General features: G+C 65.5%; 18 protein-coding genes and 1 tRNA gene. 12 read left to right on the forward strand and 7 right to left on the reverse strand.

Translation table 11 applies throughout. The features are described 5' to 3' along the window. The first annotated feature begins 55 nt into the window (after positions 1-55). Positions 56-295 (forward strand): hypothetical protein, encoded by a 240-nt coding sequence (locus Q0J54_RS07185; RefSeq protein WP_296304783.1) that lies wholly within the window; start codon positions 56-58, stop codon positions 293-295. 47 nt (positions 296-342) lie between these two features. Next, positions 343-639 carry a hypothetical protein gene (locus Q0J54_RS07190; protein WP_296304801.1) on the forward strand — a complete coding sequence of 99 codons (297 nt, stop codon included), beginning with the start codon at positions 343-345 and terminating at the stop codon, positions 637-639. A 144-nt stretch (positions 640-783) separates the two neighbouring features. On the opposite strand, the gene Q0J54_RS07195 is transcribed toward Q0J54_RS07190, so the two are convergent. The 3 genes from Q0J54_RS07195 to Q0J54_RS07205 all read right to left on the reverse strand — a co-directional run bounded on the left by Q0J54_RS07195 (position 784) and on the right by Q0J54_RS07205 (position 2875). Beyond that, positions 784-859 (reverse strand) — tRNA-Ile (locus Q0J54_RS07195). 61 nt (positions 860-920) lie between these two features. Next, positions 921-2084: a SufD family Fe-S cluster assembly protein gene (locus Q0J54_RS07200; RefSeq protein ID WP_296304784.1), complete on the reverse strand. Its 1164-nt coding sequence runs from the start codon at positions 2082-2084 to the stop codon at positions 921-923. Further along, positions 2081-2875 (reverse strand): ABC transporter ATP-binding protein, encoded by a 795-nt coding sequence (locus tag Q0J54_RS07205; protein ID WP_296304785.1) that lies wholly within the window; start codon positions 2873-2875, stop codon positions 2081-2083. The genes Q0J54_RS07200 and Q0J54_RS07205 overlap by 4 nt, the downstream gene beginning before the upstream one ends. Positions 2876-3186: 311 nt before the next feature. Here Q0J54_RS07205 and rfaD point away from each other — a divergent pair, with 311 nt between their 5' ends. Further along, complete coding sequence (gene rfaD / locus Q0J54_RS07210) at positions 3187-4158, forward strand: ADP-glyceromanno-heptose 6-epimerase (protein WP_296304786.1); 972 nt, start codon at positions 3187-3189, stop codon at positions 4156-4158. An 83-nt stretch (positions 4159-4241) separates the two neighbouring features. Here rfaD and amrB read toward each other — a convergent pair whose 3' ends face one another. The 4 genes from amrB to Q0J54_RS07230 form a co-directional block, all read right to left on the reverse strand. Beyond that, positions 4242-5120, reverse strand: a complete 879-nt coding sequence (amrB, locus tag Q0J54_RS07215) for an AmmeMemoRadiSam system protein B (RefSeq protein ID WP_296304787.1) — start codon at positions 5118-5120, stop codon at positions 4242-4244. 325 nt (positions 5121-5445) lie between these two features. Then, complete coding sequence (locus Q0J54_RS07220; RefSeq protein WP_296304788.1) at positions 5446-6909, reverse strand: NAD-dependent succinate-semialdehyde dehydrogenase; 1464 nt, start codon at positions 6907-6909, stop codon at positions 5446-5448. Between the two features lie 302 nt (positions 6910-7211). Next, the gene (locus Q0J54_RS07225) at positions 7212-8474 is read right to left on the reverse strand and encodes a dihydroorotase (protein WP_296304789.1); all 1263 of its coding nucleotides are present in this window, start codon (positions 8472-8474) and stop codon (positions 7212-7214) included. A 3-nt stretch (positions 8475-8477) separates the two neighbouring features. After that, entirely contained in the window at positions 8478-9446 is a 969-nt protein-coding gene (locus Q0J54_RS07230) for an aspartate carbamoyltransferase catalytic subunit (RefSeq protein ID WP_296304790.1), read from the reverse strand. A gap of 342 nt (positions 9447-9788) precedes the next feature. Between Q0J54_RS07230 and Q0J54_RS07235 the strand changes: the two genes are divergently transcribed. The 9 genes from Q0J54_RS07235 to Q0J54_RS07275 all read left to right on the forward strand — a co-directional run. Next, on the forward strand, positions 9789-10658 hold the full coding sequence (locus tag Q0J54_RS07235) for a YitT family protein (RefSeq protein ID WP_296304791.1): 870 nt from the start codon (positions 9789-9791) through the stop codon (positions 10656-10658). Between the two features lie 63 nt (positions 10659-10721). Then, the gene (locus tag Q0J54_RS07240; RefSeq protein ID WP_296304792.1) at positions 10722-11936 is read left to right on the forward strand and encodes an amidohydrolase family protein; all 1215 of its coding nucleotides are present in this window, start codon (positions 10722-10724) and stop codon (positions 11934-11936) included. Between the two features lie 77 nt (positions 11937-12013). After that, positions 12014-12352 carry an Hpt domain-containing protein gene (locus Q0J54_RS07245; RefSeq protein WP_296304793.1) on the forward strand — a complete coding sequence of 113 codons (339 nt, stop codon included), beginning with the start codon at positions 12014-12016 and terminating at the stop codon, positions 12350-12352. A gap of 78 nt (positions 12353-12430) precedes the next feature. Then, positions 12431-13564: a branched-chain amino acid ABC transporter substrate-binding protein gene (locus tag Q0J54_RS07250; protein ID WP_296304794.1), complete on the forward strand. Its 1134-nt coding sequence runs from the start codon at positions 12431-12433 to the stop codon at positions 13562-13564. A 106-nt stretch (positions 13565-13670) separates the two neighbouring features. Further along, on the forward strand, positions 13671-14576 hold the full coding sequence (locus Q0J54_RS07255) for a branched-chain amino acid ABC transporter permease (protein ID WP_296304795.1): 906 nt from the start codon (positions 13671-13673) through the stop codon (positions 14574-14576). Further along, entirely contained in the window at positions 14573-15544 is a 972-nt protein-coding gene (locus Q0J54_RS07260) for a branched-chain amino acid ABC transporter permease (RefSeq protein ID WP_296304796.1), read from the forward strand. The genes Q0J54_RS07255 and Q0J54_RS07260 overlap by 4 nt, the downstream gene beginning before the upstream one ends. Continuing rightward, on the forward strand, positions 15541-16311 hold the full coding sequence (locus tag Q0J54_RS07265) for an ABC transporter ATP-binding protein (protein ID WP_296304797.1): 771 nt from the start codon (positions 15541-15543) through the stop codon (positions 16309-16311). The genes Q0J54_RS07260 and Q0J54_RS07265 overlap by 4 nt, the downstream gene beginning before the upstream one ends. Continuing rightward, positions 16311-17021: an ABC transporter ATP-binding protein gene (locus tag Q0J54_RS07270; RefSeq protein WP_296304798.1), complete on the forward strand. Its 711-nt coding sequence runs from the start codon at positions 16311-16313 to the stop codon at positions 17019-17021. The genes Q0J54_RS07265 and Q0J54_RS07270 overlap by 1 nt, the downstream gene beginning before the upstream one ends. 143 nt (positions 17022-17164) lie before the next feature. Further along, a partial coding sequence (locus Q0J54_RS07275) for a helix-turn-helix domain-containing protein (protein ID WP_296304799.1) occupies positions 17165-17502 on the forward strand: 338 nt, incomplete at its 3' end.

Genomic DNA, 17502 nt, shown 5'->3' on the forward strand with positions numbered 1-17502 from the left:
TGCTTGCAGACGAGCAGCGAAAAGGCTATACCTGTAAAAAAAACAAGGAGGGGTTATGGCTATTCCTGAACTGTCCATACCGGTCATGGATGCCAATCAGGTCGTACTGGGTTTCCTGGGGCGCAAGCTGGGAAGCGGGCAGGAGCTGACCATGATGGAAGACTTTATGGCCATGACGGCTTCAGCCAAGGAGCTGCGCCAGGATTATGGGCCTACTCCGGCCGACATGCAGCTGGAGCGCCCCGAGCTGCCGGAGACGGTCAAGGGCGTTCTGGCCAACTACTCCGGGATTTGAATCCTTAACCTGCGCGCGGATGATGCCGCCTGACGGAGAGCATGACATTGAACGAATCCATTGATGAATTGACCGTTCAGTATGAAGAGGACGGCAAGACCGTCCTCCGGGAGCTGGATAAGGTGATCCTGAGCAAGGGGGCATGGACGACCATCCTCTTCCGCTATCAGGAATGGCGGCCGCAGGTGGATGACTTCGGCCCGGACAAGTATACCATCCGTCGCTACAAGAAGGTCGGCGGCGAGTATCGCATGCAGTCCAAGTTCACCATCTCCAGCGCCGATCAGGCCCGCAAGATCATCGACGCGCTTGAACGATGGATGAGCGAGAAGGAGAACGCCTAGCGTTCCCGGCGAAACTCGCGGACGGACGATCGCAAAAAAGGAAGGGGAGCGCTCCCTTTCCTTTTTTTGCGTGCGGCGTTTCGCCTGCCGGTGCGAAAACGAAAAAACGACAGCCGTCGGACTGACGACTGTCGTTTTTTTGCATGGTGGGCCCACCAGGCTTCGAACCTGGGACCTGCCGGTTATGAGCCGGAGGCTCTACCAACTGAGCTATAGGCCCGCGAGGCGCACTATAGCCGCAAGCGGCCGTCCGGGTCAAGCGCGGGCTTCGGGAGGCCGGGCTACATGGCCTTGCCGCACTGGAGCAGGCGGATCTGATCGTCCATGGTCTTGCGGAGCGGGGCGGGCAGTCCCATGATGTCCACATTGAGGAAGCCGCGTACGATGGTGGCCGCCGCTTCGTCCTCGTCCAGGCCGCGGGCCATGAGGTACTCGATCTCTTCCTGGGCGATCTTGCCCACGGCCGCCTCGTGGGAAAGCTCCACGCCGTCCTGATTGCTGTCCAGCTCGGGGATGGCGTGCATGCGTCCGTTGCCGAGGATGAGGCCCTTGCATTCCAGGTGGCCCTTGACGGGCGTGGCCCCCGCGCCGATGAAGCCGCGGTTGATGATGGTGCCGCCTGTGGTCACCGCGCGGGAGATGATCTCGCCGCGCGTGTGCGGGGCGTTGAGTTCGATGCGGTTGCCGCTGTCCACATGGGAGCCTTCAGGAGCCACGATGACCGAGTCGAAGCGGGCCACGGCACCGTCTCCGGCCAGGGTGATGCCGGGGTACATCTGCAGATCCCCTACGGGCTTGAGCAGGATGTAGTTGTTCTGGAAGACGCCCCCGGCCTCCACACGGCCGGCGGAGCGCGGCCGCACGGTGGTACTCTCGCCCCAGTTGTGGATCATGGTGAAGGTCAGCTTGCCGCCCTTTTCCACATAATATTCCGTGATGCCGAGGTGGGCGGAATGTTCCGCGTCATGGGCCGTGGCGCAGCCGCCCAGGACGTGCAGCTCCGCGCCTTCCTCCACGATGACGATATTGTGGATGCTCTGGCCCGCGTTCTGGCCCTTGATGAACATGCAGGACTGGACGGGTTCGGCGAGCTTGACGCCCCTGGCCACCCGCATGAAGTAGCCGCCGTTGCAGTGCTCGCGGGTGAGGCGGGTGAACTCGTCCTTCTCGGGGTCGAGCAGCCGCCAGAAATGCTGGGGCAGGCCGTCATACTTGGCAAGGGCGGCGCGGATGTCCATGAGCTCGAGGCCCTCGTGGCGCGTGCCGCAATGCACGTCCGCATGGTTGAGCTGCATGAAGGTGCCGCTGACGTGCTTGTCCTGCACGTCGATGCCGGCCAGCACAAGGCGTTCGCGATCCTGAGCGGGCAGAGCCGTCAGGTCCTGGATGGGGGCGGCGTTCTCGCCGCCGGTGAAGTTGAAGCGGGAAAGGTCGACGGTGCTCATATCAGCGGGGCCTCCATTATCTTGCCGTAGCTGTCGTCGGCAAGGCAGCGCAGGCATTCCTGATAGCCGTGATTGGCGATGTGGTCGAGGATGACGCGCGGCCGGGCTTCACAGCAGAGCTTGCCGTGATACATGACCTGTCCCCGGTCGGCATTGACGTATTCCAGGATGTGGCCGGTGTGGGTGATGATGAGCCCGCTGGTGGTGCGGTTGCGGTTCCGTTCACGCAGGGTGGCGCTACAGCAGGCGGGCACGCCGTCCAGCAGTTCCCGCACGGTATGGCCGACAAGCGCCATGTTTTCCAGATCCACGCCGGATTCGGGCTCGTCAAAGAGCAGAAGCCGCGGCTGCTGGGCCATGAGCTGGAGCAGTTCGGAGCGTTTGATCTCGCCGCCGGAGAAGCCCGCGTTGACGTCCCGGTCGAGGAAGGCGTCGAAGTGGACGCGTCTGGCCATCTCCGTAATGTCCATCTCCCGCCCGCGGCCGCAGAGCTCCACCATGCGGCGGGTGGGCAGGCCGTGGATGGTGGGCGGCCGCTGGAAGGACATGCCGATGCCCAGGCGGGCCCGTTCGTGCATGGGCGCGTGGGTGATGTCCTTGCCGTCAAAAATGATGCTGCCCCGGGTCACTTCATAGCCGGAAAAGCCCATGAGCGTCATAAGCAGGGTGGTCTTTCCCGAGCCGTTGGGGCCGAACAGGATAAAGGTTTCGCCGGATTCGATGGTCAGGTCGATGCCGCGCAGGACGGGCGTGCCGTGCACCGAAACATGCAGATCTCGTATTTCGAGCATGTTCATCCTCAGCTTTGAGACGGGCGCCCGCAGGCGCAGTTGGCCGGCTGTCATTCCGGCGGCATGGCCGGAACGCGCCTGGAAAACGACTGATCCCGGGCGGAGGACGGCAGAAGACCGTCATTCCGGGCCCCGGAGGATGCCGGCCGGCCGCGAATGGCCGCCGGGCTGGCGCATAATCGCAGACTTGCCCCGCGCTGTCCAGCCCGGGCGGAAGTTTTCCGCCGGGAAGCGGCGCTTGCGCCGGGCCGGGCAAGCGGCTACTATTCCCCGGCAAGAGAACGCGCCGCCGGCGCATGAGGAGGTTTTTCATGTACATCATTACCGGGGGCGCGGGCTTCATCGGCAGCGCCATGCTGTGGCAGCTCAACCAGCAGGGCATCGACGACGTGGTGCTGGTGGATCATCTGGGCACGGACGACAAGTGGCGCAATCTGGTCAAGCTGACCTATGCCGACTACATCCACCGGGAGCGCTTCCGCGAGCTTCTGCAGCGCGATGCCCTGCCGTGGAAGGTGGAGGCCATCATCCACCTCGGCGCCTGCTCCGACACCACGGAGGCGGACGGCGACTTCCTCATGGAAAACAATTTCCAGTTCAGCCGCGAGATCTGCCGGTATGCCCTGGACAAGGGCGCGCGCTTCATCCATGCCAGTTCCGCCGCCACCTACGGCGACGGCTCGCTGGGCTTCAGCGACGATCCCGATCTGCTGCCGAAGCTGCGGCCGCTCAACCTCTATGCCTACTCCAAGCACCTCCTCGATCTCTGGCTGGTGCGCCACGGGCTGGACAAGGAGGTGGTGAGCCTCAAGTTCTTCAACGTCTACGGCCCCAACGAATACCACAAGGGCGAGATGCGTAGCGTCGCCTGCAAGGCGTACAAGCAGATCACCAAGCACGGCGACCTGGAATTGTTCCGCTCCACCAGCCCGGACATCTCCGACGGCGAGCAGAAACGGGACTTCGTCTACGTCAAGGACTGCACGGCGCTCATGGCCTGGCTGCTGGAAAACCGCCACGTCAACGGCATCCACAACGTGGGCAGCGGCCGGGCCCGCAGCTTCAACGATCTGGGCCGGGCCGTCTTCAGCGCCATGCAGCGTTCCTGCCGCATCACCTATGTGGATATGCCGCGCATGCTGCACGGCAAATACCAGAACTTCACCCAGGCGGACATGAACTGGCTGGACAAGGTGGGCTGTCCCCTCAAGATGACCAGCCTTGAGGACGGCGTGACGGATTTCGTGCAAAACTATCTGTCGCAGCCCGACCCGTATTTGTAGGGCGCATCTCTCCCGCGTCATGGCGACGAAGCGGTCGTCATCGGAAAGGGACGGGGCAGGCTTCAGCGCCTGTCCCCGTTTGCTTACGGCAGAAATATCCGCAGGCCGGCATAGCCCACCACATGCGTCATGTCGCCGGAGATGCTGCCCGAGGTGTCGTGCAGGGTCTGTTCCACCAGCGGCGGCGTCTTGCCCGTGAGGTGCTGGAGCGCATAGAGCACCAGCGCCAGCGGGGCCGCGCCGCACATGCTGATACCCTCCCGCTGCGTGATGTGCAGCAGTCCGTCGGGATCGCAGGCCAGGGCATGGCGCAGGGCCATGTCGTCCTTTTGCAGGGTGCGGCGCTGATCTTCGTAATGATTCATGTCCGAGCTCACCACGAAGGCGACCTGCGGCATATCGCCGCCGGCCACCCCGGAGGGTTTGGGCAGGAGCCGCCCGGTCAGCAGGCGGGCCATATCGCGTCCGGCCTGGTGCAGCACGTCCCGCTGATGCGTGCCCACACAGATGGGCACGATGCGGAAGGGCTCCGGCTGATGCACCTGCAGGAAGGGCAGGATCACTTCCAGCGCGTGTTCGCGCAAATGGGCATGGGTATCGGCTTCGAAGACGGTGGGGCCGTCGCAGAGTGCGGCGGCCAGCGCGGCATCCACGGTAACGGGGCCTAGCGGCGTGAGCCACGCGCCGTCCGGCCAGACGGACAGGGGGCGGCCCATGCCCGTATGGTTGGGGCAGAGCAGGATGAGCGTGCGCGGCAGGCGCATGCCGGCCAGAGTGGCCCCGATGACGTGTCCGCAAAAGACATGCCCGGCATGCGGCAGCATGAGGCCCACAGGCGTGGTGTTGCGGGGGGCGGGCAGGGCGCGGGCGCCGTCGTTCAGGAAGTGCCGCACTTCCTGCCGCAGATCTTCGGGCCCATCAGGGTAGAAACGTCCGGCGACCGCCGGGTGACGGATAAGCATGCAACCTCCCTGCGGAAAATGTGCCCGCCGCCGTTCGGGGGCCTGCCTGACGGTGGAGGGCGCGCCCGCGGTCGGCGCGGACGGCGCTCTCCTTATGCCGGGGCCCGGAACGGACGGCGGGGCGGATGTGCGGTAAAAGCCGCCCGGGCAGGAGGTCTCGGCCCCCTGTCCGGGCTGTTCATATGTGAGCGTATCTTGCCGTTGGAACGCTTGACCTTGCCAACCTGCGGCCTGTCGTTTCCGGGGAAACGCGTTTCTCCGCTCGATACGGCCGGGCGGCGCGGTGCTCCGCCTCGCTTTCCGTCGTTTTCACCGGCAAAATGCGCTAGCTGTCGATGCCTCCCATGAGGAAGAGGTGGGTCTCCATGTAGTCGTTGAGGCCTTCACGGCTGCCCTCACGGCCCGTGCCGCTGAACTTCACGCCGCCGAAGGGCGTTTCCGCCGCGGCAAGGGTGACGTCGTTGATGCCGACCATGCCGTATTGCAGGGCCTCGGCCACGCGCCAGACGCGCCCCAGATCCCGGGTGAAGAGGTAGGAGGCCAGACCGAAGCAGGTGTCGTTGGCCAGCGTGATGGCTTCCTCTTCCGTATCAAAGGGCATGATGGCGGCCACGGGGCCGAAGATCTCCTCGTGGAAGATACGCATCTCGCGGGTCAGGCCCGTCAGCAGGGTCGGTTCGTAAAAACGCGGGCCCATGCTGTGCGGTTTGCCGCCGGCCAGCAGGGTGGCCCCCTTGCTCAGGGCGTCCTGCACGAGGCCATCCACGCGGCGCACGGCCTCTTCGTTGATGAGGGGGCCGATGGTCACGCCCGCATCCAGCCCGTTGCCCACCCGGAAGCCTTCCACCTTTTCCTTGAGGCCGCGCACAAAGGCATCATGGATGCCGCGCTGGACCAGAAAGCGGTTGGCGCAGATGCAGGTCTGGCCGGCATTGCGGAACTTGCTGCCCACCGCGCCGGCCACGGCCGCATCCAGCCGGGCGTCGTCAAAAATGAGGAAGGGGGCGTTGCCGCCCAGTTCCAGCGAAAGGCGCTTGAGCGTGGGGGCGCAGTCGGCGGCGAGCTGCTTGCCCACGGCCGTGGAGCCGGTGAAGCTCAGCTTGCGGACCACGGGGCTTTGCGTGATCTCCCGGCCGATGGTGCCGGAATCGCCGGTCACGACGTTGATGACCCCCGCCGGGATGCCCGCCCGGCGGGAAAGTTCGGCCAGGGCCAGGGCGCAATAGGGGGTGGCGCTGGCGGGCTTGACCACCAGGGTGCAGCCGGCGGCAATGGCCGGGGCGGCCTTGCGCGGCAGCATGGAGGAGGGGAAGTTCCAGGGCGTGATGACGCCCACGACGCCGATGGGCTGCTTTTGCGTCAGCGGGCGCACGCCCGCGCGCGGCGCGGGGACGACATCGCCATAAGCGCGGCGGATCTCTTCGGCAAACCAGGGGAAATAGCTGGCTCCCTGCAGGATCTCCCCGCGGGCTTCGGCCAGCGGCTTGCCCTGTTCCAGAGTGAGGATGCGGCAAAGGTCGTCGATGTGTTCCTCGATGAGTTCTCCCCAGCGGCGCAGCCTGGCCCCGCGCTCCTGCAGCGGGACCTTGCGCCAGACGGCGAAGGCGGCTTCAGCCGCGGCGATGGCGGCGCGGGCGTCATTGGCCGTACAGCGCGGCACGCTCCCCAGCTCTTCACCGGTGGCGGGATTGATGACTGGCAGCGTGTCGCCGTTCTCGGCATCCCGCCACTGGCCGTCGATGTAGGCCTGATGGCGCAGCAGGTCGGGGTCTTTCAGGTGTTTGGGCATAAGTCCTCCTTTATGCTTGTGCCGCCTGTGCGGCAAAAATCCTGCACGGCTTCCAAGTTTCGTTTCGGTCGCGCTCTGCTGTCGATGCCTGTAAGGCTCCTGCGTCGCCTAACAGGCACGGCCTGCGGCCGCCTTCCGGTCGCGCTCTGCTGTCCTCCCCGGTAAAAGCGCGCTGGGGAAGGGTTGGGGGGAGGATGACGAGAACGCCTTTTCTCGCTTCGCTGCGAAAAGGCTGGGCCCTCCCGCGCTGGCGGAGGGGTTCCCCTTCCCCCCAAACAACCAGCGAAGAGCGTCAACAGCTCCTAAAACAACTGTACGCCGCCGCACCAGTGATGCCGGACGCGGCCCCGCATCTCCTCGCCGAGGAAGGGGGTATTGGCGCTCTTGGAGTACAGGGTCTCCGGGCCCACCGTCCAGCGCTCATCCGGGTCGAAGAGGAAGAAGTCCGCCGGGTCGCCGGGTTCGAAGCGGTTGCAGGGCAGGCCAAAGATCTCGGCCGGGCCGTAGCACCAGCGCTGATGCAGGAGGGCTTCGTCCCAGATGCCGTCCCGCACAAGTCGCCAGGTCAGGGGCAGGGCAAGGTCGAGGCCGGTGAAGCCCTTGGGGGCCTCATCCAGGGGGCGTTCCTTCTCATGCAGGGCATGGGGGGCATGGTCGGTGCTGAGCACGCCGAGGATGCCGTCCCGCACGGCCTGGCGCAGGGCCTCCCGGTCTTCGGGACGGCGCAGCGGCGGGCTGACCTTGGCATTGGCGTTGTAGCCGCGCAGGGCGCTTTCGTCGAGCATGAGGTAGTGCGGGCAGGTCTCGGCCGTCACCCTGACGCCGCGCGCCCGGGCCCAGCGGAGCACATCCACGGAAAGGGCCGAGGAAACATGGGAGATGTGGATGGGGATGTCCAGATATTCCGACAGCATGACATCGCGGGCCACCTGTACGGCCTCGCCGGCGGCGGGCTGCCCCTTGACGCCGAGCTCGCCGCTGATCTCGCCCTCGTTCATAACCCAGCCACGGGCCAGGTCCGGGTCTTCGCAGTGGTCCATGACCACCATGCCGAGGTCGGCGGCGTATTCCATGACGCGGCGCATCATCTCGGCGCTGCTCACCGGACAGCCGTCGTTGGAGACGGCCACGCAGCCGGCCTCCTTCAGCTCGCCCAGCGGGGCCATCTCCTGCCCGGCCAGTCCCACGGTGGCGGCGGCCACAGGGTAGAGGCGCGGCCCGTGCGGCCAGGCGGTGCGGGCCTTTTCCAGCATGTAGCGGGTCACGGCGGCCGTGTCGTTGACCGGGCGGGTATTGGCCATGCACATCACCGCGCCGAAACCGCCGTGCGCGGCGGCGGCAAGGCCGGTGACCACATCTTCCTTGTATTCATAGCCGGGGTCCCGGAAATGGGCATGCACATCGATGAAACTGGGCATGAGCAGCAGGCCGTCGGCCTCGAAGATGTCGCAGCCGTCGGGGAGCGGCTGATGGCCGGCCGGGGTCATGGTGAGCACGCGCCCGTCACGGATGAGGAGATCCACCGGGGCGTCGAGATGGCGGGCATTTTTGAGGCAGAGGGTCATGACTTAGTCTCCATGCTGCGGGGCCGCTGCCCCTTCGTTGCGGGTGGCCAGGAGGTAGAGCACGGCCATACGGGTAGCCACGCCGGACGACACCTGATCAAGGACGCGGCTGTGCGGGCCGTCCGCCACGGCGTCGGCGATCTCCAGGCCCCGGTTCATGGGGCCGGGGTGGAGCACCAGGGCCTCGGGTTTAGCCTTTTCCAGCCGGGCGGGCGTCAGGCAGAAGCGGCGGGAATATTCGGTGAGATCCGGCAGGAGCCCGGCTTGCTGGCGTTCGAGCTGAAGGCGCAGACACATGACGGCGTCGCAGTCGCGCACGGCGGCGTCCGGGTCGGCAATGACCTCGGCCGGCCAGTTGTGGACGCCCGTCGGCAGCAGGGTACGCGGCGCGCAGAGGCGGACGCGCGCGCCCAGCAGGGTCAGCAGCTGCACATTGGAACGGGCCACGCGGCTATGGGCGATGTCGCCGAGGATGGTCACCACGCGTCCGCTGAAATCCGTGCCCCAGCGGGAGCGCAGGGTCAGGCTGTCCAGCAGGGCCTGGGTGGGATGGGCATGCCAGCCGTCGCCGCCGTTGACGATGCCGCAGGGCAGGCGCTCGGCAAGGAAGCGGGCCGCGCCGCTGCTGGGATGGCGGATGACGATGACGTCCGGGCGCATGGCCTGGAGGGTGAGGGCCGTATCCTTGAGGCTTTCGCCCTTGTTGAGACTGGAGCCGGATTTGGCGAGCGAATAGGTATCCGCCGAGAGGCGCTTGCCCGCCACGTCAAAGGAGGTCTTGGTGCGGGTGCTGTTCTCCACAAAGAAAAGGATGACGGTCTTGCCCTTGAGCGTCGGCACCTTTTTGACGGGCCGCTGGTTGATCTCCTGGAAGCTGGCGGCCACGTCGAGGATATGGAGGACGTCCTCGCGGCTGAGCTGGGAGATGTCCAGGAGGTCCTTGTGCGTCCACTGATAGCGATTGTCGTTCATGGCAGTGTGGGGCTGAAGTCAAAAAAAGCCCCGCTCGCGCGGGGAAGAGACCCGCGCCCGGAGCGGAAGAAATGCGCGGCGCGGAAAAGCCCCGCTCGCGCGGGGAAGAGACAAACAAAAGCCATGCGTTCCGTCAGGATGCGGGGACGGGAAAAGCAGCGGGAAAAGCATGGTCGCATGGTCCATGCCGCAACGCTAGACCGGCGCAGCCGCTTTGTAAAGGGGAAAATGTCCGGTTGACGCTGCCCCTGCCTTTGACTAGGGTCAGGCTGCGCGTCCACGCCGTGCGGGGAGCGTTTTTGTGCGGCTGCCGGCCGCCTGCCCCGTCATTTCGGAGTTTTCATGAAACTTGTACAGACATATAACCGCAAGCTGGCCGAATCCGTCTGGTGGAACCTGCTCTGGCTCACCATCGGCGCGCTGCTGGTCACCATCTGCATCCAGTCCGTGGCCACGCCGCACAATTTCGTGGCCGGGGGCATCCTCGGCATGGCCTATCTGGTCTGGCACTGGACGGGCACGCTGGACCTGCTGCTCTGGTATCTGCTGCTGTCCGTGCCCATCTGGGTGTGGGGCTGGTTCTTCGTGGGACGTCGTTTTCTGCTCTATACGGCCTACGGGACCATCTGCACGACCGTCTTCGGGATGTTCGTCAATGTCCAGATCCCGTTGCAGACGGAAGTCTATGCGGCGGTGATCGCCGGCGTGCTGCACGGCGCGGGCATGGGGATCATGCTGCGCACCCTGGGCAGCAGCGGCGGTACGGACATCATCGCCGTGGCCCTCAAGCAGCGCTGGAACGTGCCCATCGGGCAGTTCTCCTTCGGGGTCAACGCCGTCGTCTATCTGCTGGCGGGCTTCAGCCTGAATCTTGACCTTATCGTGGCCTCCGTGCTGATGATGTTCATTTCGGCCAATACGCTGGAATATGTGCTCGGCATGTTCAACCGGCGCAAGCTCGTCCTGGTCATTTCCGAGCATGGCGAGGAGATCAGCGAGGCCATCCTGGTGACCGAGCGCTTCGGGGTGACCCTCATGCGCGGCAAGGGGGCCTATTCCGGCGCGGACAGGGAGATCCTGCTGACCGTGACCAACAACGTCGCCCTGAAGCGGCTGGAAAATCTCGTGTACACCATCGATCCCGGCGCGCTCTTCATCGTGGAGAATACGTTCTATGTGTCCGGCGGGCAGTTCGCCCGGCGGGACAGGTAGGGCACGGGCCGCCGCGCGCCTCGAGTGCGCGGCTGACCGCTGCCGGCCTGCGGAGGAGGCTCCATGTCCGACTGTCGTGTCGTTCGCGCCCGTAGCCTGGTGAGTATGGCGGGGGAGTCGCCCGCGCGCGGCGAAGCGCTTTTCGCGCCTCTGCACAAGCTGGATGATGCGGCCCTTGTCCTAGTGGACGGCCGGGTGGAAGAGGTCGTGAGCTGGAAACGCTGCTCGCCGCCCGCCGGAGCCGAAGTGCGGGATCTGGGGGAGGTCTGCCTGGCCCCGGCGGTCATCAACGCCCACTGCCATGTGCAGCTCTCGCATCTGGCCGGCAGGACGCGCTGGCAGGCGGGCTTCAGCGCCTGGCTGGCAAGCCTCATTCCCCTTTTGCGGGAGCCGCTTTCCGCCGAAGCCGTCGCCGGGGCCTGCGCGGATATGGTCGCCTGCGGCACGGGCCATGCGGGCGACTTTGCCGGTGAGGGGCTGGCCCTTGTGGATGCCGCGGCCCGGCGGGCCGGGCTGGGCATGACGCATTTTTGCGAATGGTTCGGCATGGCCGCGCCCTTCATCGACGCCGTCCGCCCCTGGCCCCCGCGCTGCCGGGCGGCCCTGGAGCGGGATGACGACCGCCCGGTGGCGGAGGTTTTCGCGCCGCTGGAGGCGCGCTGCGCGCCCGCGGGGCATGCCCTGTATTCCACCGCGCCGGAGGTGCTGCGCGACGCCCGGCAGTGGTGCGCGGAAAAGGGGAGGCCCTTTGCCCTGCACCTTGCCGAGTCCCCCGAGGAGACCGAGCTCCTGCTGGAGGGGAGCGGGCCGCTGGCCGACCTCTATCGGGGCATCGTCCTGCCGGAGGGCTGGCGGCCGCCGCGCCTGCGCCCGCTGGCCTTCGCCAGCAAGCTCGGCCTCCTGGGACAGGGCACGCTGGCCGTGCACGGCGTCCAGCTCGATGCCCGGGAGATGAGGGCGCTGGCGGCTTCCGGCGCGGCGCTCTGCCTCTGCCCGCGTTCCAACCGGCATCTGGGCGTGGGGGAAGCGCCACTGGCGGCCGCGGTGGAGAGCGGCGTGCTCTGCTGCCTCGGCACGGACGGGCTGAGCTCCAACACGGACCTTGACGTCCGTCAGGAGGCGGTCGCGCTGCGCGAGTCCTGCGACGCGTCGCCGGAAGCCCTGCTGCGCCTTCTGACCGTCAATGCGGCGCAGGCCCTGCGGCTGTCCCGCGCGGGGCGGCTGGAACCGGGCCAACCCGGCTGTTTCAGCGTCCTGCCGGAAGCGCTGCGTTTCTAGGGCGGGATATCGCGCGTGCCCCCGTGGCCGGGAGATCTTTCTGTGACGGCGACATTCGCCATGACCGAGGAGGGGATATGGGAGAACTTTTTCTGGACGTGAAGGAAGCCCTGCCGCGTGTCGGCGGGAACGACGCGCTGTACCGCAAGCTGTTGGGGACCTTCATGGAGGATGAGCGGGAGACCGCCGTCCAGGTGGAAGGCGCCCTGCGCAACGGCGACAGGGAAAGCGCCTGGAAGCTGGTGCACGATCTCAAGGGGGCGGCGGCCAATCTGGGGGCGAGGCCCCTGGCCTCGGCGGCGTTCGAGCTGGAGATGGGCATCCGCGCCGGGGCGGATACGGCGGCATTGCTGGGACGGTTCAGCCGGACGCTGACCGATACCCTGGTGGCTATGGCGACCTACCGTTCGGCCTGAGAAGACGGGGCTTTTCCTTTGCGGCATTTTGAGGTAGACTGTCGCTCTGCCAATTTTCTATCCTGCATCGGGGGTTCTATGAACATCTGGAAACGCATTCTGGCCGGCGGCCTCCTGTGTGCCGCGGCTCTGGGTCTTGCCTCCCCGGCTTGTGCCGAGACCGTCAAGCTGGGCCTCATGTGTCCGCTGACGGGCAAATGGGCCTCCGAAGGGCAGGACATGAAGAATATCGTCAGTCTGCTCGTGGATGAGACCAATGCCGCCGGCGGCATCAACGGCAAGAAGGTCGAGCTCGTGGTGGAGGACGATGCCGGCGATCCGCGCACGGCGGCGCTGGCCGCCCAGAAGCTGGCCGGAGCGGGCGTCGTGGCCGTCATCGGCACATACGGTTCGGCCGTGACCGAAGCCAGCCAGAACATCATCGCCGAGGCCGGCCTTGTGCATGTGGGGACGGGCTCCACCAGCATCCGCCTCACCGAAAAGGGCTTGCCGCTCTTCTTCCGCACCTGCCCGCGCGACGACGCGCAGGGCGAGGCCGCGGCCGCCGCCATCGTCAAGGGCGGCTTCAAGAAGGTGGCCCTGCTGCATGACAAGTCCTCCTACGCCAAGGGTCTTGCCGACGAGAGCCGTAAGGCGCTGGAAAAGGCCGGCGTGGAGATCGTTTTTTATGACGCGCTGACGCCCGGCGAGCGCGACTACACGGCCATCCTTACCAAGCTCAAGGCCGCCGCGCCCGACGTGGTGTTCTTTACCGGTTACTACCCCGAGACCGGTATGCTGCTGCGCCAGAAAAAGGAGATGGGCTGGGACGTGCCCATGATGGGCGGCGATGCCGCCAACCATCAGGACCTCGTCAAGATCGCCGGCGCCGATGCCGCCAAGGGCTATTTCTTCATCAGCCCGCCCCTGCCGCAGGACATGGACACGCCGGAAGCCCGCCATTTCCTGGAAGCCTACAAGGCCCGTTACCAGGCGGTCCCGGTCTCCGTGTGGGCGGTCGTGGCCGGCGACGCCTACAAGGTTATCGAGGCCGCCCTTGCCGCCGGCAAGACCGACCCCGAAGAAATGGCCCAGTGGCTCAAGCAGCTCAAGGACATGTCCGGCCTGACCGGCAAGCTCGGCTTTGACGAGAAGGGCGACCGCGTGGGCGAGTTCTATCGCTCCTACATGGTGGACGAGCAGGGGAAGTTCCTTCTTCTGCCGCAGCAGTAGGCCAGGGCCTTGTGGGCCCGCCGCCTGTAACCGACATCTTTTCCGCAAAACGCGCCGCGTGCCCGGAACCGCCCAGCGGTGACGAGCCGCGGCGCACAAGTGCCCTATGGAACAATTTTTTCAGCAACTGCTCAACGGACTCGCCGTCGGCGGCATCTATGCGCTGGTCGCGCTGGGCTATACCATGGTCTACGGCGTGCTCAAGCTCATCAACTTCGCCCACGGCGATCTGTTCACCATCGGCGCCTACCTGGGCCTGACCCTGCTCGTGAGCTGCAATCTTTCCGGCATCCTCGGGCCCACGGCCGCCGTGCTGGCCGTCTTCGTCATGGTGGCCCTGCTGGTGGCCATCCTCGGCTGTCTGCTCGAGCGCACGGCCTATCGCCCCCTGCGCAAGGCCAACCGGCTTTCCGCCGTGGTCTCCGCCCTCGGGGCCTCCATCTTCTTCCAGAATGCGGTCATGCTCATCTACGGGGCGCGCTTCTACGTCTACCCCGACTATCTGCGCCCGGACTTCACGGTCAACCTCTTCGGCATGGCCGTGCCCGGCGTGCGCCTGCTGGTCATCGCCGCCAGCGTCCTGCTCATGCTGGCGCTCTGGGCCTTCATCCAGCGCACCCGCACCGGCGCGGCCATCCGGGCCGTGGCCATCGACCAGGGCGCGGCCCGCCTCATGGGCATCAACGTGAACCGCATCATTTCGCTGGTTTTCTTCATCGGTCCCGGACTGGGCGGCGCGGCCGGACTCATGGTGGGCATCTACTACGGCCAGATCGATTTCACCATGGGCTGGTCCTACGGGCTCAAGGCCTTTACCGCCGCCATACTGGGCGGCATAGGCAATATCCCCGGCGCCATGCTGGGCGGCCTGCTGCTCGGCGTCATCGAGGCCCTTGCCGCAGGCTATATCGCCATTGCCTGGAAAGACGCCATCGCCTTTCTGGTGCTCATCCTCATCCTCATCATCCGGCCCACCGGAATCCTGGGCGAACGCACGGCGGACAAACTATGAATCTGCGAACCCTTGCCGGTCTTCTGCTGGCCGTGTGCCTCGCCCTCCTGCCGCTTGTGGCCGGGCCGTACTGGATCTCCGTCTGTGTGAACGTCGGGCTCTATGCGCTGCTGGGGCTGTCGCTCAACGTCATCCTCGGACAGGCCGGCATCTTCCACATGGGGCATGCGGCCTTTTACGCCGTGGGCGCCTACACCACGGCCATTCTGAATACCCTGTACCAGTGGCCCATCTTCGCCGCCATGCCCGTTGCCGGCATCGTCGCCGCGCTGGTGGCCGTGGCGGTGGCCCGGCCCATCATCCACCTGCGCGGGGACTATCTGCTCATCGTGACCATCGGCATCGTGGAGATCGTGCGTATCGCCCTGCTCAACGATGTGGGCGGCTATACCGGCGGCTCCAACGGCATTTTCGGCATCGCGCGGCCCAATTTCTTCGGCTTCAAGATCGTCAAGACCATCCATTTCTATTATCTGGTCTGGGGCATGGTGGCGGTGAGCCTCCTGCTGTTCTACGGTCTGTGGCGCTCCCGCGTCGGACGCGCCCTCAACTACATCAAGGAGGATGACGTGGCCGCCGAGGGCTGCGGCGTGCATGTTTCCGGCTACAAGCTGACGGCCTTTGTGCTCGGCGCGTTCTGGGCCGGTATGGCCGGGACGCTCTATGCGGCGCAAATGACGACCATCACGCCGGAATCCTTCAATTTCATGGAGTCGGTCATCATCTTTGCCGTGGTCATCCTTTCCGGCGGCAGCATGCTGGGCGTGCTTGTCAGCGCCTTTCTCTTCATCGGCCTGCCGGAACTGCTGCGGGAATTCTCCAATGCCCGCATGCTCATTTTCGGCCTGGCCATGATGCTGATGATGATCTGGCGGCCCCAGGGCCTGTTGCCGCCCCGCCCCCGCCGTTACCGGACGGAAGGCCGTGTGGCGGGAGCCGGCCGCGCCTCCGCGGGAGGTGAGGCATGAACCTGCTTGAGCTGCATGAGGTCAGCAAGATCTTCGGCGGACTGGTGGCGCTCAACGAACTTTCCTTCTCCGTGGAGGAGGGGAGCGTGGTGGGGCTCATCGGCCCCAACGGCGCGGGCAAGACCACCGTATTCAACTGCATCACGGGCAACTACCGCCCGGAACACGGTCGTATCTCCTTTGCCGGGCGGGACGTCACCGGCCTGCGTCCGCACGCGCTGGTGGAGCTGGGCATCGCCCGTACCTTCCAGAGCATACGTCTGTTCGGCAAATTGCCGGTGCTGGAGAATGTGCTGGCCGGGCGGCACTGCCGGCTCAAGGCGGGGCTGCTGGCTTCCATGCTCCATACGCCGTCCCAGCGCCGTGAAGAGCGCGAGGCCGTGCGGCGCTGCATGGAGGAACTGGCGTTCGTGGGCCTGGCCGACCATCATGCCGAAGAGGCGGGCAGCCTTTCCTACGGCAATCAGCGCCTGCTGGAGATCGCCCGTGCCCTAGCCTCGGACCCGCGTCTGCTCATCCTGGATGAACCGGCCGGCGGCATGAACGATCAGGAGACCGTGGCCCTCATCGACCTTATCGGCGCCATCCGCGACCGCGGCATGACCGTCCTCCTCATCGAGCACGACATGCGGCTGGTCATGCGCATTTGCGAAAAACTGGTGGTGCTGGAAAACGGCTGCCTCATCGCGCAGGGCGAACCGGCGGCCGTCCGGGCCGATCCGGCCGTCATCGAGGCGTATCTGGGCGCGGAAACGGAGGTCTGGTAATGGCGCTGCTGGAACTGAAGGGCATTCGCGTCCGCTACGGCAATGTGGAGGCGTTGCACGGCATCGATCTGCATGTGGAAGAGGGCGAGATCGTCACCCTGCTCGGGGCCAACGGCGCAGGCAAGAGCACGACGCTTATGACCATCAGCGGACTGGTGCGCCCCTGCGCCGGAGATGTCCTCTTTGACGGCCGATCGCTGCTGCGCATCCCCGGGCATGACGTGGTGCGTCAGGGCATCGCCCAGTCCCCGGAAGGCCGCCGTGTCTTCGGGACCATGACCGTACTGGAAAATCTTCGCCTCGGAGCGTTCTCCGTGCGGGACAGGGAAAAGACCGAAGCAACGCTGGAGTGGATATTCGATCTCTTTCCCCGCCTCTTTGAACGGCGCGAACAACTGGCCGGTACGCTCTCCGGCGGCGAACAGCAGATGCTCGCCATCGGGCGCGCCCTCATGGCTCAGCCGCGTCTGCTGCTGCTGGACGAACCCTCGCTGGGCCTCGCCCCGCTCTTTGTCCGCTCTATCTTTGAGACCGTCCGCAATATCAGCGCAAGCGGCGTGACCGTCCTCCTCGTGGAACAGAATGCCCGTGCCGCCCTCAAGCTGGCCACACGCGGCTATGTGCTCGAAGTGGGCAACGTGGTCATGCACGATACCGCGCAAAACCTGCTGGCCGATCCCAGCGTGCGCGAAGCCTACCTCGGCGGCTAGTCTCTGCCGCTGCGGCGTTCGTCGTGCGGAGGGAAGGGGATCCCGGCAGATTGTAAATTGAAAGTTAACAGAGGGCTTGCCAAAAAAAGAAAGCCCCATGACAGTTGTTTTACAAGCAAACACCTCAACAACGAGGAACTGTCATGGGGCAAAAACACCTTACCAAAACTCACAGAGAAATCATAGAGCGGCTTCTGGGGGAAAAATCCCTCAGGAGCATTGTCGATCTCCTCGGCTACAGCCCAGCGGCCATTTCAAAGGAAGTTCGGCGAAACGCCAAGAAAAACGGCAGGTATGATGCACAGGCCGCTCAAAGGCGGGCCGACTGGCGTGCCTCAAAAGATAAGAACGCGGGAAAGCGGACGGCTTTTCTTACCGCCTATGTGCAGGAGGGATTGAGGAATTACTGGTCCCCGGAGCAAATTGCGGGCCGCCTGCGACAGGAATTTCCCGAAGATTCGGCACGCCACATTTCCTTCAA

The organism is uncultured Desulfovibrio sp. (assembly GCF_944324935.1).
In the GTDB taxonomy this organism is placed as follows: domain Bacteria; phylum Desulfobacterota; class Desulfovibrionia; order Desulfovibrionales; family Desulfovibrionaceae; genus Desulfovibrio.

Bases quoted from the DNA above. Each gene is read 5' to 3' on its own strand.
- Q0J54_RS07205 (WP_296304785.1), bottom strand. From the start codon at position 2,875: ATGCTCGAAATACGAGATCTGCATGTTTCGGTGCACGGCACGCCCGTC.
- Q0J54_RS07265 (WP_296304797.1), top strand. From the start codon at position 15,541: ATGAACCTGCTTGAGCTGCATGAGGTCAGCAAGATCTTCGGCGGACTG.
- Q0J54_RS07240 (WP_296304792.1), top strand. From the start codon at position 10,722: ATGTCCGACTGTCGTGTCGTTCGCGCCCGTAGCCTGGTGAGTATGGCG.
- Q0J54_RS07185 (WP_296304783.1), top strand. From the start codon at position 56: ATGGCTATTCCTGAACTGTCCATACCGGTCATGGATGCCAATCAGGTC.
- Q0J54_RS07245 (WP_296304793.1), top strand. From the start codon at position 12,014: ATGGGAGAACTTTTTCTGGACGTGAAGGAAGCCCTGCCGCGTGTCGGC.
- Q0J54_RS07220 (WP_296304788.1), bottom strand. From the start codon at position 6,909: ATGCCCAAACACCTGAAAGACCCCGACCTGCTGCGCCATCAGGCCTAC.
- Q0J54_RS07255 (WP_296304795.1), top strand. From the start codon at position 13,671: ATGGAACAATTTTTTCAGCAACTGCTCAACGGACTCGCCGTCGGCGGC.
- Q0J54_RS07260 (WP_296304796.1), top strand. From the start codon at position 14,573: ATGAATCTGCGAACCCTTGCCGGTCTTCTGCTGGCCGTGTGCCTCGCC.
- Q0J54_RS07250 (WP_296304794.1), top strand. From the start codon at position 12,431: ATGAACATCTGGAAACGCATTCTGGCCGGCGGCCTCCTGTGTGCCGCG.
- Q0J54_RS07200 (WP_296304784.1), bottom strand. From the start codon at position 2,084: ATGAGCACCGTCGACCTTTCCCGCTTCAACTTCACCGGCGGCGAGAAC.
- amrB (WP_296304787.1), bottom strand. From the start codon at position 5,120: ATGCTTATCCGTCACCCGGCGGTCGCCGGACGTTTCTACCCTGATGGG.
- Q0J54_RS07270 (WP_296304798.1), top strand. From the start codon at position 16,311: ATGGCGCTGCTGGAACTGAAGGGCATTCGCGTCCGCTACGGCAATGTG.
- rfaD (WP_296304786.1), top strand. From the start codon at position 3,187: ATGTACATCATTACCGGGGGCGCGGGCTTCATCGGCAGCGCCATGCTG.
- Q0J54_RS07235 (WP_296304791.1), top strand. From the start codon at position 9,789: ATGAAACTTGTACAGACATATAACCGCAAGCTGGCCGAATCCGTCTGG.
- Q0J54_RS07230 (WP_296304790.1), bottom strand. From the start codon at position 9,446: ATGAACGACAATCGCTATCAGTGGACGCACAAGGACCTCCTGGACATC.
- Q0J54_RS07225 (WP_296304789.1), bottom strand. From the start codon at position 8,474: ATGACCCTCTGCCTCAAAAATGCCCGCCATCTCGACGCCCCGGTGGAT.